General features: G+C 53.1%; 12 protein-coding genes. 3 read left to right on the forward strand and 9 right to left on the reverse strand.

Translation table 11 applies throughout. From position 1 onward, the window contains the following. Positions 1-57: 57 nt before the first annotated feature. The 9 genes from accC to IM638_00745 form a co-directional block, all read right to left on the reverse strand. The gene (gene accC / locus IM638_00705) at positions 58-1,398 is read right to left on the reverse strand and encodes an acetyl-CoA carboxylase biotin carboxylase subunit (GenBank protein MCA6361532.1); all 1,341 of its coding nucleotides are present in this window, start codon (positions 1,396-1,398) and stop codon (positions 58-60) included. A gap of 121 nt (positions 1,399-1,519) precedes the next feature. Then, entirely contained in the window at positions 1,520-2,014 is a 495-nt protein-coding gene (gene accB / locus IM638_00710; GenBank protein MCA6361533.1) for an acetyl-CoA carboxylase biotin carboxyl carrier protein, read from the reverse strand. Positions 2,015-2,119: 105 nt separating this feature from the next. Next, on the reverse strand, positions 2,120-3,115 hold the full coding sequence (locus IM638_00715; protein MCA6361534.1) for a ketoacyl-ACP synthase III: 996 nt from the start codon (positions 3,113-3,115) through the stop codon (positions 2,120-2,122). A gap of 5 nt (positions 3,116-3,120) precedes the next feature. Continuing rightward, complete coding sequence (gene plsX, locus IM638_00720) at positions 3,121-4,056, reverse strand: phosphate acyltransferase PlsX (GenBank protein ID MCA6361535.1); 936 nt, start codon at positions 4,054-4,056, stop codon at positions 3,121-3,123. Between the two features lie 16 nt (positions 4,057-4,072). After that, a complete protein-coding gene (gene rpmF / locus IM638_00725; protein ID MCA6361536.1) occupies positions 4,073-4,258 on the reverse strand; it encodes a 50S ribosomal protein L32 in 186 nt (61 codons plus the stop codon). Between the two features lie 36 nt (positions 4,259-4,294). Then, on the reverse strand, positions 4,295-4,834 hold the full coding sequence (locus tag IM638_00730) for a DUF177 domain-containing protein (protein MCA6361537.1): 540 nt from the start codon (positions 4,832-4,834) through the stop codon (positions 4,295-4,297). Positions 4,835-4,966: 132 nt separating this feature from the next. Next, positions 4,967-6,037: a 4-hydroxythreonine-4-phosphate dehydrogenase PdxA gene (pdxA, locus tag IM638_00735; GenBank protein ID MCA6361538.1), complete on the reverse strand. Its 1,071-nt coding sequence runs from the start codon at positions 6,035-6,037 to the stop codon at positions 4,967-4,969. 8 nt (positions 6,038-6,045) lie between these two features. Next, positions 6,046-7,167: a hypothetical protein gene (locus IM638_00740; protein ID MCA6361539.1), complete on the reverse strand. Its 1,122-nt coding sequence runs from the start codon at positions 7,165-7,167 to the stop codon at positions 6,046-6,048. Beyond that, positions 7,164-8,600 carry a leucyl aminopeptidase gene (locus tag IM638_00745; protein MCA6361540.1) on the reverse strand — a complete coding sequence of 479 codons (1,437 nt, stop codon included), beginning with the start codon at positions 8,598-8,600 and terminating at the stop codon, positions 7,164-7,166. Before IM638_00745 ends, IM638_00740 begins: the two co-directional genes overlap by 4 nt. 116 nt (positions 8,601-8,716) lie before the next feature. Between IM638_00745 and mqnC the strand changes: the two genes are divergently transcribed. From mqnC to IM638_00760, 3 genes are all read left to right on the forward strand, one after another. Then, positions 8,717-9,841, forward strand: a complete 1,125-nt coding sequence (gene mqnC / locus IM638_00750) for a dehypoxanthine futalosine cyclase (protein ID MCA6361541.1) — start codon at positions 8,717-8,719, stop codon at positions 9,839-9,841. Positions 9,842-9,955: 114 nt separating this feature from the next. Continuing rightward, on the forward strand, positions 9,956-10,357 hold the full coding sequence (locus IM638_00755) for a hypothetical protein (protein ID MCA6361542.1): 402 nt from the start codon (positions 9,956-9,958) through the stop codon (positions 10,355-10,357). A 16-nt stretch (positions 10,358-10,373) separates the two neighbouring features. Then, a complete protein-coding gene (locus IM638_00760) occupies positions 10,374-13,091 on the forward strand; it encodes a gliding motility-associated C-terminal domain-containing protein (GenBank protein MCA6361543.1) in 2,718 nt (905 codons plus the stop codon). The last annotated feature ends 3 nt before the right edge of the window (positions 13,092-13,094 follow it).

The raw sequence follows: 13,094 nt of genomic DNA on the forward strand, positions 1-13,094 counted from the left end.
AACAGAACGGCCGGACTTTTCAGTTAGTCCGGCCGTTCGTTATTTGTATCGTTCCGCTTACTCGCTCAAATCAAATGATTCAAGGAATTTGGTGGTGTAGTTGCCTTTGATGAAGTTTTCGTCGTTCATCAAACGCAGGTGGAACGGGATGGTGGTTTTTACACCTTCTACTACAAACTCGCTGAGGGCGCGGCGCATTTTGGCGATGGCTTCCTCGCGGGTTTGTGCCATGGTAATGAGCTTGGCCACCATTGAATCGTAGTTAGGCGGAATTGTGTAGCCGGCGTAGATGTGCGAATCAACGCGAACGCCGTGGCCACCGGGTGTGTGCAGCACGGTAATTTTACCGGGTGAAGGACGGAAGCCGTTGAACGGATCTTCGGCGTTGATGCGGCATTCGATGGCGTGCAGCTGCGGGTAATAATTTTTGCCCGAAATGGGTACACCCGAAGCAATAAGAATCTGCTCGCGGATCAGGTCGTAGTCGATAACCTCTTCGGTAATCGGGTGCTCTACCTGAATGCGGGTGTTCATTTCCATGAAGTAGAAATTCCGGTGTTTGTCAACCAAAAATTCCACTGTACCCACGCCTTCGTAGGCCACGGCAGCGCCGGCTTTGATGGCGGCATCGCCCATGCGTTCACGCAGTTCGTCGGTCATAAACGGCGAGGGCGTTTCCTCGGCCAGTTTCTGGTGGCGGCGCTGAATGGAGCAATCGCGTTCGCTCAGGTGGCACACTTTGCCGTATTGGTCGCCGGCAATCTGAATTTCGATGTGGCGGGGCTCTTCAATGTATTTTTCCATGTAGAGCGCGCCGTTTCCGAAGGCGGCTTCTGCTTCCTTGCTGGCCGATTCGAAGTTGGCTTCGAGCTGGCTTTCTTCCCAGATAATGCGCATACCACGTCCGCCGCCACCGGCTGTAGCCTTGATGATAACGGGGTAGCCGATTTCTAGGGCATTTTTCTTGGCATCTTCCAGATCGGTCAGGAGGCCTTCACTGCCGGGAATGCAGGGCACGCCGGCTTTCTTCATGGTATCTTTGGCGCTCGATTTATCGCCCATGGCATCAATCTGCTCAGGGGTTGCGCCAATGAACTTGATTTTATGCTCCTGACAGATGCGGGAGAACTTGGAGTTTTCCGACAAAAATCCGTAGCCGGGGTGAATGGCGTCGGCATTGGTAATCTCGGCAGCCGCAATAATATTGGGGATGTTGAGATAGGAGTCTTTGCTGGGCGGAGGCCCGATGCACACAGCCTCATCGGCAAATTTCACGTGCAGCGAGTCTTTATCGGCAGTGGAGTAAACGGCAACGGTTTTGATGCCCATTTCGCGGCAGGTGCGGATAATGCGCAGGGCAATTTCGCCGCGGTTGGCCACGAGTATCTTCTTGAACATTTTATCTTTTGCCATAGCTTGCATTCAGATAAGTCAGTAGTGCGGCTGCTCTGCGGTGACAGAGGGCCGGTAAAGAAAAGCCGGATGTGATTCCGGCATTTGGTTACTGCAGAAAGGCTGTTTAGGCCAGCTCTACAAGGAACAGGGGCTGATCATACTCCACCGGCGAAGCATCGTCAACCAGCACTTTTACAATGCGGCCGCTGATTTCGCTTTCGATTTCGTTGAACAGCTTCATGGCTTCGATGATGCAGGTTACCTTACCCGGTTTGATTTCGTCGCCTACGTTTACAAACATCGGCTTATCGGGACCCGGTGAGCGGTAGAACGTACCAATCATGGGCGATTTTATGGTAACTGTATTGGCCGACTCGGCAGCTGCGGGTTTGGCGGCCGGGGCAGTGGTTTCGGCAGCTGGTGAAGCTGTAACTACTTGAGCGGCCGGAGCAGCCTGTACTACGGGCATAGCCTGCTGATATACCACCGGAACATCTTTGGCCGATTTGCCGCTCGTGGTCTTAATCACGATCTTAATGTCAGTGGTTTCCAGTTCAACTTCGCTGACCCCTGATTTGGCCACGAACTTGATCAAGTCCTGGATTTCATTCAGTTTCATTGCGTGCGTTTTAAGTAAGGTTCTCTTGTGTTGGGAGGGTAAATATAGACTTTCCGTCTGATAAACAAGTATGCCGGGGCGGGGAACCTGTTTTTCAATGGAAGTTTAATTCGTGTCGTATGACCAGCGCAGGTAAATGGCGCCCCAGGTAAAGCCGCCGCCAAAGGCCGAAAGAATAATATTATCGCCCTTTTTCAGTTGCTTTTCGTAATCCCACATCAGCAGCGGAATGGTGCCGGATGTGGTATTGCCATAACGTTCAATGTTCATCAGCACTTTGTCGCCGCCAATGCCCATACGGTTTGCGGTGGCGTCAATGATGCGTTTGTTGGCCTGATGCGCCAGCAGGTAAGCCACATCGTCTGATTTCAGGTTGTTTCGTTCCATGATATTGGCCGAAACTTCTGCCATATTATACACTGCGTGCTTATACACAGCCTGTCCTTCCTGATACACGTAGTGCATTTTCTTCTCTACCGTTTCGGCAGTTGGCGGATAAGCAGAGCCGCCGGCTTTCATGTGCAGGTGCTGACAGCCGTTTCCATCGGCATGCAGCATGAAATCCTGAATGCCGTTTTCGTCTTCCGAAGGCTCCAGCAAAACTGCGCCCGCGCCATCGCCAAAAATAACACAGGTGGTTCGGTCGGTATAGTCAATAATGGCCGACATTTTATCGGCGCCTACTACGATTACTTTTTTGTAGCGTCCGGTTTCAATAAACTGCGCCCCGGTAGCCAGCGAGTAAAGAAAACCCGAGCAGGCCGCCGAGAGATCGAAGCCCCAGGCATTTTTCATGCCCAGTGCTGCGGTTACAATGTTTGAAGTGGCAGGAAACACATGGTCGGGCGTAACGGTGCCCACAATAAGCATGTCCACGTCGAGCGGATCGAGGTTTTTGCGCTCCAGAAGCTGTTTTACGGCCTCAATAATCATTACCGAATTGCCCTGCCCTTCGCCACGCAGAATACGTCGTTCGCGTATTCCGGTGCGGGCCATGATCCACTCGTCGGTGGTGTCCACCATCTTTTCGAGGTCTTGGTTGGAGAGAACCGTAGGGGGAACGTATCCGCCTACACCTGTGATGGCAGCTCTGATTTTCATGTGGTTCAGAAGGCTTGTTTGATTTTTTCGGGGAGTTTGGCTTCGGCCACGTCGCGGGCCAGAAGCAACATGTTTTTAATGGCTTCCGGGCTCGAAATGCCATGTCCGATAATGGCGTTTCCGTTAATCCCCAGAATGGGTGTACCGCCGTAAATTTCGTAATTAAAGCGGTTGAAGTAGGGATCGTCGATGTGCCGTTTGCGGATGGCCGAATAGAACGATTCGGCAAATTTCAGTACCACGTTTCCGGTAAATCCTTCACACACAATCACATCAGCCTTATCGCTGAACAGGTCGCGGCCTTCTACGTTTCCGGTGAAGGTAAAGTCGCGGCTGTCTTTCATGAGCGTGTGTGTGGCCTGGCTTACAAGGTTGCCTTTTTCGGCTTCCTCGCCAATGTTGAGCAGGCCCACTTTCGGGTCGGTAATGCCAAACACGTGCTGGGCGTAAAGTTTGCCCAGAATGCCAAACTGGTAAAGCACATCGGGCTTGCAATCGGCATTGCTGCCTACATCAAGGAGCAAATTAAAACCGCCTTCTTCTTTTGGAAGGGCGGTTGTAATGCACGGACGAATTACGCCCGAAATTGCTTTTACGGTGTACATGGCGCCCACCAGCATGGCGCCGGTGTTGCCACAACTTGCAAACGCATCGAGACGGCCTTCCTTCAAAAGCTTATACCCTACTGAAATAGTAGAGTTGGGCTTTTGAGAAAAAGCCTTTACAGGATGTTCGTCCATGCCAATGACTTCCGGCGCGTGTACAATATCCACGCGGCCAGCGTCGAACTGAATGGCTGCCAGCCCGTTTGCAATCTGTTCCTGATCGCCGATCAGTACCAGACGCACGCCGGCAGGCAGCGCATCGTAGGCAAGGGCGACACCCGCAAGCGGAGCCTCGGGTGCGAAATCGCCACCTGAGATGTCAATCCCGATTTTCATAAGGAGGAGTTAAGGATTAGTCCTTCTTCTCCATCACCATTTTGCCCTTGTAGTAGAGGGCGCCATCGTGCCAGTAGGCACGGTGCCAGAGGTGAGCTTCTCCGGTCACAGAGCAGGTCGATACGTTCGGAGCATCAGCCTTATAGTGAGTGCGACGCTTGTCGCGGCGGCTCTTGGAATGGCGCTTCTTTGGATTCGGCATGACTTGTAGTTGTTTAAGGTATTGGTATTGCTGTGTTTAATCGAATTTCAGGTTTTTGAGGGCGTCCCAGCGCGGGTCGGTCTCTTCCTCGCCCGGGTCGGTTGGTTCGGGTGCGGCCAGTTCGTTTATACGGGCCAGCATTTCCGGATCGCAACCGCTTGTGCCGTCGGCATTATCAGGATGCACACGTCGTGCGGGCAGCAGCAGCATTACAAACTCATAAAACCAATGAGCGGTATCAATGCTGTGTGCGGAAGCCGGAAGCGTAATGAGGTCGTCCTCATCGTTATAGCTGTCGGCATTCAGGTTTACCACAAGCTGTCGTTTGCCTTGTATGGGCTGGTTGTACAGCTCGCCGCAACGGTCGCAAAGCAGCTCGGCCACACCTTTCAGTGAAAAGTCGAGCGTAAGCATATCCGGGCGTTTGAACAACTCCAGTTGTGCATCCACTTTTCCGTTTTCAATTTCGCCATACGGGAACGCTTCAAAGAACGTGCGCGTGAGTTCGAACGTATAGCTGTGGCTGCCATCTTTTAACCCTGAAAAAGGTATTTCATATTCTTTCAGTGCTTTCATAAGGCATCCTACTTTTTACGGAAGGGTCGCAAAAGTACACAAATTAACAGGATATGAACAAGAAATTGAGCCGAAAAATCACTTTCCCCCCCCAAATTCAGGCCCAAAACCTGATTGCCCTGCCCGAACCGCCTACCGGTCGCGGTCACGATCGCGTGAGCGCATGGGCTGTGTTTTAAGCGGGTTCGCGTTCAGTGCGGCCCAGCCCCGGCGTGCGCGGTACACGTCTATGGCCAGGTAAATAGCCTGCCGCGTGGATGTTTCGTCGGCCAGGTTTTTGCCGGCAATATCGTAGGCTGTGCCGTGGTCGGGCGAGGTGCGCACAACCGGAAGCCCGGCCGTGAAATTTACCCCGGCCGTAAACGCCAGTGCCTTAAATGGTGCCAGCCCCTGATCGTGGTACATGGCCAGCACGGCGTCAAACTGCTTCCACTGCCCGGCGCCAAAAAAACCGTCGGCCGGGTAGGGGCCGAAAACGAGGTGATTTTCGCCGCGCAGGGCTTCAATGGCCGGAATGATGGTTTGCTGCTCGTGGCTGCCAATGGTGCCGTTGTCGCCGGCATGCGGGTTTAAGCCCAGCACGGCAATGCGCGGCTTGCGGATGCCGAAATCTTCGGTGAGCGATTTCAGCATGAGTTTTACTTTCTGTGTAATGCTTTCGGCTGTGACCAGCGCCGCCACACGGTCAACCGGCACATGCCCGGTAACCAGTCCCACGCGCAAATCGTCGTGCACAAGCAGCATGAGCGACTGCCCTGCGCCGAAACGTTGCTGCAGGTATTCGGTGTGCCCGGCAAAAGCAAACTCTGCCGACTGGATGGTGTGCTTGTCGATGGGCCCGGTTACGAGCGCATCAATTTTGCCGTTCTGCAGGGCATCGCAGGCTGTTTGCAGGGCGCGTAAGGCCATTTGCCCCGCCGCCGGCGAAGGCTTGCCGAATTCGGGCTGAAACTCTTCTTCGCCGGTGCTCCAGAGGTTTACGCGGCGCTGGTGCAGGTTGTCGGGATCGCGCACCACGTTTACGTTAAATTCCTCCATGCCAATGGCTTTCCGGTGCGTGTTGAGCACTTTGCCATTGCCAAAAATTACCGGCGTACACAAATCAAGCAGGGCCTGATCGTGCAATGCTTTCATTACTACTTCAGGGCCAATACCGTGCGGATCGCCGAGGGTAATGCCAATTCTGAGTTTATGTTCGTTCATTTCGTTTATCAGTTCGTCCAGCCGCACACGGCAGCTACATCTCCGTCGCCCACCCATTTCCACATACCGGCAGAAACTGTCCAGGCGGCAATACCTTTGCGGAAACGCTGCCCGCCAATTACATGGTCGGCACAAAAAGCGATGGCGCCGGGGGCGGTGTAAATCATTTCCGGATCACAAAAGTACGTACCTATTGTTTGTGTGCGGTAATAAATCGGATTTCCCTGCAAAGGATAGCTTTGCAGCTCAACGCTGAAATCGTTTCCCAGCTCAAGTCTGGGCTGCGCAAGCAGGGTCCCGTTTTTCAGGTCGATTTCATACCAGCCTTTGCCGCAGCAGAAAAGCAGCTGGTTGTTTTCGCCGCTCAGGAAGCGGAACGGCGAAGATGCGGGAAGTACATCGGTAATTTTTCCGAGGCTGGTTTGTGCGGAGGCTTCCACATCCACCCGCACAATTTCGAGGGTTCGGCCTTTTTCGGAGTATTTCGGGAAGATAAATTGTGTGTGGCTGAGCCAGAGAATGGGGCAGGCTGGTTTTGCCCCGGGTTGCAGGCTCAGGTCTTCGCCGCAGCCGGCGTCGGCCACACGTTCTATTTTGGGTGCGGAGGCCGGGTACTCGAAAATGCGAAACGGCTGCGTGGTGCAGTCGGCCTCGGCATCGCGGCCGGGGCGGGCTTTCCAGCCGGGTTTGCTTACCTGTGTGTAGGTGCCGGTTTTGGTGTGGAAAACGGAAAAGTATTTTCCACGGGTAATGTCGTTGGTGTAAAAGATGAGCGAATCGGTGCCGGTGCGGATGAAACGGTCATGTGTCTGAATCGCCGTTTTTTTCTGTACCAGATCAATAATATCGCCGTTTCCGGTCACCAGCCAGCGGTTGTTGTAAATGAAGTTGCGGCCAATATCAAAACGTGTGGCGCCGCGGTTGGTGGCAGTGGGCACGGGCAGGGCCAGCAGTTCGGTAATGGTGCGCGGCGAGGCGGGCTGTGCAGTGTTAATGTGCTGGAAATGCGCACCGGTTTCGCCGCTGTCGTAGCTTACAAAAACCAGTGCAGGCTCGTTTGCCGGGCCGCTGCTGCAAAGCACGGCTACAGCCAGAGGCAGACAAAAACCGGCAGCCAGCAGCCGTTTCATGCGCCGGTGTAGTTTTTAAAGAAGTCGAAAAGCAGGCGCACGCCGCTGCCGGTGCCGCCTTTTGGGCGGTAGGCATCCTTGCTGCTCAGAAATGCCGGGCCGGCAATGTCAAAGTGCATCCACGGCGCTTTCACAAAGTGGCTGAGGAATTTCCCGGCTGTAATGGCGCCCGCGTAGGCCGAACCGATGTTTTTGATTTCGGCCACATCAGACTTAATCATCTCGTCATATTCATCCCAGAACGGAAACTCGGCCAGGCGTTCGTGTACGCGTGTGCCGCTGGCTTTGAGGGCGTCTTTGGTTTTTTCGGAAGCCGTGCCCATGCACACAATGCCCACGGGGCCAATGGCCGCGGCGGCCGCGCCGGTAAGTGTGGCGAGGTCGATAACCAGTTCGGGCGAAAATTTTTCGCCATAGCTGAGCGCGTCGGCCAGAATGAGGCGGCCTTCGGCATCGGTGTTGAGTACTTCCACCGTGAGGCCGTTGTACATAGTAAGTACATCGCCCGCCACAAAGCCCGATCCGTTAATCATATTGTCGGTAGCGGGCACTAAACCAATTACATGCACAGGCAATTTGGCTTTAGCCACCGCCCACAGCGTAGCGCCCACGGCTGCAGCCCCGGCCATATCGCACTTCATGGTCTCCATGTGGTTGCCCACCTTAATATTGTAGCCGCCGGTGTCGAACACCACGCCTTTGCCCACCAGAATAACCGGCTTTTTGTTGCGGGCTTTGGCGGGCTTATATTCCATTATGGTAAATGTGGGCGGGCGTTCGCTGCCGGCGTTTACGGCCAGCAGTCCGCCCATTTTGAGCGATTCGATTTTGGCGCGGTTGAGGATTTCGACACTGAACCCGGCATCGCGGCCATATTGTTTAAAGGTGCGGGCAAGGGCTGTGGCATCAAGTGTACTTAGCGGCTCGTTTACCAGATCGCGGGCGCGGCAGGTGGCCTCGCAGGCAATATGCAGGTGCTGAATGTCGGCTGCGGTTACGGTGCGCGAGGCAATAGTGAGTTTGCTCAGCGGATTGGCCTCTTTCGCGGGGTTTTTGCGGTATTTCAGAAACTGGTAGTTGGCCAGCAGCATACCTTCGGCAAAAGCCAGGAGATCGTGCGCATTGTCGGTTGTGTCGCACAGTTGTATGGTGGTCAGTTTCTGCTCGTTGCACCAGGTGGTGAGTTGTGCGGCGGCTTTTCGCAGGTTTTCGGCATTGCGGCCGGGCTGCTCTTTATGGTCTTTCAGCAGCACGGCAAGCATACGCCCGGGGCCGGTGAGGAAAGCCTGACGGCGGTCGCCGGTGAGCGATTGCCGAATGAATTCGGTTTCGGCTTTGTTTAAACCGATGCGGGATATATCGGCGGCTTTGCTGATGAGCCAGATAGCGGCTTTTGCAGCATTCGGCGCATCAGTTAACTCGGGAACGATCATGTTTCGTAATTTTGAAACGCCTAATGTAAGAAAATCATTATGCGATTTAACGGCAAATTTGTGTTCCGCCGAAACAATGTATAAACTGGAATTGTTCTGATTCCGACATTCATCACATGCAAACCGACACACTGTATAAACGTGCATTAGCAGGCGAGTTTCTCTCGGCCGAGGAAGGAATCTGGTTGTATCACCACGCGCCCACTGCCGAACTGATGGCTGTGGCCGACGAAATGCGCCGCCAGCGAAAGAAAGACGGTAAGGTGACCTGGATCATCGACCGGAATGTGAATACCACCAATGTGTGTATTGCCAACTGCAAATTCTGCAATTTCTATCGTATCCCTGGTCACAGCGAGAGCTATATTACTGACATTGCCACCTATAAACGTAAAATAGAAGAAACGTTCCGCTATGGTGGTGAGCAGCTTCTGCTTCAGGGCGGGCATCATCCTGACCTCGGACTGAGTTACTACGTAAATCTTTTCCGCGAACTTAAATCGCTTTACCCGAATCTGAAGCTGCATGCACTTGGGCCGCCGGAAATTGCACACATCACCAAGCTCGAAAAATCAACACACACCGAAGTGTTGCGTGCACTTATGGAGGCTGGTTTGGATTCGCTGCCCGGCGCCGGTGCCGAAATTCTTAACGACCGTGTGCGCCGGCTCATTTCAAAAGGCAAATGCTCCGGCCGCGAATGGCTCGATGTAATGCGCGCCGCACATCAGCTAGGCCTTACCACTTCGGCCACCATGATGTTCGGCCATATCGAAACCCTTGAAGAACGTTTCGAGCATCTGGCACTTATCCGTCAGGTACAAAGCGAAAAGCCGGCTGATGCTAAAGGATTCATCGCGTTTATTCCGTGGCCGTTTCAAGACGACGGCACACTGCTGCGCCGTGTAAAAGGGATTACCAATAATGTAAGCGGCGACGAATATATACGTATGCTGGCACTGAGCCGCATCATGCTGCCCAATATCGAAAACATTCAGGCCTCGTGGCTCACAGTGGGTAAGGAAGTGGCGCAAATCTGCCTCCACGCCGGCGCAAACGATTTTGGCAGCATTATGATTGAAGAAAATGTGGTTTCGGCTGCCGGTGCGCCGCACCGCTTTACCTACAAGGGAATTATGGCCGCCATTGAAGAAGCAGGCTTTGTGCCGCAACTTCGGAATCAGCAGTATCAGTATCGTGAACTTCCGGAACACATCGAAGAGCAGGTGATTAATTATTGACCGGCAGCCCGATTTCTTTTATATTTGAAAGTAAACCGCCGGCAACGGATGAAGCATTTTTTTCTGTTTTCTGTCATCACCCTGCTTTTGTGTGCAGGATGTAAACCGGAACCTGTGTTCCCGGTTGAACCTGTGCTTACGTTTAAAGAATTCATTCAAAACAATACATCCGATTCACTTCAGGTGGTATTTTCGTTTACTGATGGTGACGGAGATATTGGTGTGGATGAAACCGGGACTGATTCAAATCTGGTGCTTACACTTTATGTGCGTGATAATGCAGGGAATTTTATTCCGCAGGATAATATTTCCACCGCTGCGCCCGATTCCATTTACTACAACTACCGTATTCCGCCACTCACACGCTCACAGAAGGGCGTTGAAGGTGATGTGTATTTAACGGTAAACAAAGACTTTATTTCGCGCGATACGATTCGCTTTAATGCGTTTATGGTTGATCAGACACAGCATCGCAGCGCAACCGTTCAAACTCCTACTGTTATTCTTCTGCGCTGATTAACTCACATTCTTTATGAAACGTCTGCTGCTATTTGTTGTGTTCTTCTTTGCTGTATTTGCAGCGAAAGCCACACACAATATAGCCGGCGAAATAACCACACGCTGTGTAGGGCCGGGCTACAACGTAATTGAAGTAACCGTAACAACCTATACCGATTCAAACAGTCCGGCCGACCGTTGTGAATTAATTGTAGAGTGGGGCGATGGCAATTCGGAAATTGTTTATCGTGTGGACGGGCCTGCGGGCAATTGCCCTTCTCCTTCTACTATGGGCATTCTGCTTGGCAGCAGCTACCCCAATATTCAGGTAAACTACTACCGGGCCACACACACGTATCCGGGCCCAAGCGGAGTCACCCCGTACATCATCCGAATGAAAGATCCGAACAGGGTTGCCGGCATCGTAAATATTCCCAACTCGGTAAACGAACCTTTTTACCTGCAAACTGAGGTGTTTGTGGATCCCAACATTGGTTGCAATTCCACACCCGCACTCACCAGTTTACCGCTTGATAAAGCCTGCACCGGTTCGTGCTTTTATCACAATGCCGGAGCAGTTGATCCTGACGGCGACAGCCTTTCATATCGTGTAGGGCCTTGCCTTGATACACTTGGCAATCCCATTGCCGGATACCAGCTGCCCAATGTGGCCGGAGGCGGTAATTTGCAAATAGATCCGGTAACCGGCGATCTGTCGTGGTGTACACCTCAAATTCAAGGCAAGTACAATCTGGTTATTTATATCGACGAGTGGCGGAGCTTACCCAACGGAAACCGGGTACGTATAGGTACTGTGCTTCGCGATATGTCGGTAGATGTAGAAGACAACTGCCAGAATGATCCGCCGCAAATTCCCAATCTGCCCGATTTGTGTGTGGATGCCAATACCAATGTAAGCTTCAATTTTACGGTTACCGACCCCAATGCCAGTGACCAAGTGCGTTTGCTTGGACTTGGCGGCGCGTTTGCTTTGCAGCCTAATCCGGCTGTGCTTACACCAAGTGGTCCGGGCTATTCGCCGCTGCCTATTTCAGCTTCATTTACGTGGACACCCAGTTGCGAAGAAGTTCGTCTGCAACCGTGGATCGTTACGTTTAAAGCCACCGATAATCACAGCGTTACGCCGTTAACTGATATTGAGTCGGTGCGCATTACGGTGGTGGCTCCCGGCCCGCCCACGCTCACCGCCACACCGCAGGGCTCGTCGATGACACTCAGCTGGTCTGCAGCGCCATGCAATCCTTCGGGCAACCGGCGTTTGCAATACCGTGTTTATCGTCGCAACGGCCCCAGTGGCTGGAATCCGGCCCAGTGCGAAACCGGCGTGCCGGCCTACACCGGCTTTGTGCTGGCAGGTATTGTAAACGATCCGGTAACTACGTTTGTGGATAATAACAACGGCAGCGGACTTGTGCCGGGGCTCGATTACTGCTACCGCTTGTGTGCTGTGTACGTTGACGGAGCACAAAGCTACGCCTCGCCAGAAGCCTGCAGCGAACTCCTGCGCGATGTGCCCGTGATTACCCATGTGGACATTACGTCCACTTCCTCCACCGCAGGCACACTCGATCTGCGTTGGGTGAACGCCATTCCCGACGGCATCAATTTCGATACGCTGGCCAATCCCGGGCCTTACACACTAACCATACAGCGCGCAACCGGATTTACGCTCAGCAACCCGGCTGTAGTAAGCACGGTTACCGTTCCGTTTTTTACACAGCTTCCCACGCTTTACTCCGACGGCGGCTTAAATACCTCGGGCACAGCCTACACGTATCGTATCGACTTTGCGGCTTCAACCGGAAGTATTGGCAACTCGCAGCAGGCATCGTCAGTATTTGCCACTGCGGCGGGCGCCGATAATCAGGTGCAGCTTTCGTGGAATGAAGTGGTGCCGTGGACGAATATCCGGTACGATATTTTCCGTTTCAATACGCTAAGCAGTGCGTGGGATTCTGTAGGCTACGCATTCAGCCGCAATTTTACCGATACCGGTTTGCTCAACGGCACACAGTACTGCTATTATGTGCGCGCAGTGGGCACGTACAACAATGCCACGCTGCCCTCGCCGCTTTATAACCGCTCGCAGGAAGTATGCGCCACGCCGGTTGACAGCACGCCGCCCTGCCCGCCCGGCCTTACCGTAGTTTCAGACTGCGATGCCGGAAACAACCAGCTTGTGTGGACAAACCCGATGCACATTGACGGCTGTACTACCGATGATGTGGTGCTTTATCATGTATGGTTTACACCGCAGCAGGGGCAGCCGTTTCAGATTATTGCCACCATTACCAATGCAAACGATACGCAGTTGCTGTTTCAGGATTTAAGTTCGGTGGCGGGGTGTTATGCCATTACGGCTGCCGATACACTGGGCAACGAAAGCAGTTTCAGCAATGTGTTCTGCATCGACAACTGTCCGGTGTATGAATTGCCCAACGTATTTACACCCGACGGCGACAACATAAATGATTTGTTTGTGCCGTTTCCTTACCGCCACATCCAAAGCATTGATCTGAAAATATACGACCGCTGGGGCGCACTGGTGTTTGAAACCACCGATCCGGCTGTGCGCTGGGACGGGTTGGGTATGCAGAGCAACCGGCTTTGCAGCGACGGTGTATATTATTATGTATGCACCGTGAATGAAATTCATCTGTCGGGAATAAAGCAGCGCGAACTGAAGGGCTTCGTACATTTGTTTGGTAAACCATCGGCCCGGCCGCAGTAACAA

The organism is Bacteroidota bacterium (assembly GCA_020402865.1).
GTDB lineage: Bacteria > Bacteroidota > Bacteroidia > Palsa-965 > Palsa-965.

What these genes read in the sequence shown, in the direction of transcription:
- IM638_00730 (MCA6361537.1), bottom strand. Translation starts at nt 4,834, where the DNA reads ATGAAAGCACTGAAAGAATATGAAATACCTTTTTCAGGGTTAAAAGAT.
- plsX (MCA6361535.1), bottom strand. Translation starts at nt 4,056, where the DNA reads ATGAAAATCGGGATTGACATCTCAGGTGGCGATTTCGCACCCGAGGCT.
- rpmF (MCA6361536.1), bottom strand. Translation starts at nt 4,258, where the DNA reads ATGCCGAATCCAAAGAAGCGCCATTCCAAGAGCCGCCGCGACAAGCGT.
- IM638_00760 (MCA6361543.1), top strand. Translation starts at nt 10,374, where the DNA reads ATGAAACGTCTGCTGCTATTTGTTGTGTTCTTCTTTGCTGTATTTGCA.
- pdxA (MCA6361538.1), bottom strand. Translation starts at nt 6,037, where the DNA reads ATGAACGAACATAAACTCAGAATTGGCATTACCCTCGGCGATCCGCAC.
- IM638_00745 (MCA6361540.1), bottom strand. Translation starts at nt 8,600, where the DNA reads ATGATCGTTCCCGAGTTAACTGATGCGCCGAATGCTGCAAAAGCCGCT.
- IM638_00740 (MCA6361539.1), bottom strand. Translation starts at nt 7,167, where the DNA reads ATGAAACGGCTGCTGGCTGCCGGTTTTTGTCTGCCTCTGGCTGTAGCC.
- mqnC (MCA6361541.1), top strand. Translation starts at nt 8,717, where the DNA reads ATGCAAACCGACACACTGTATAAACGTGCATTAGCAGGCGAGTTTCTC.
- IM638_00715 (MCA6361534.1), bottom strand. Translation starts at nt 3,115, where the DNA reads ATGAAAATCAGAGCTGCCATCACAGGTGTAGGCGGATACGTTCCCCCT.
- accC (MCA6361532.1), bottom strand. Translation starts at nt 1,398, where the DNA reads ATGTTCAAGAAGATACTCGTGGCCAACCGCGGCGAAATTGCCCTGCGC.
- accB (MCA6361533.1), bottom strand. Translation starts at nt 2,014, where the DNA reads ATGAAACTGAATGAAATCCAGGACTTGATCAAGTTCGTGGCCAAATCA.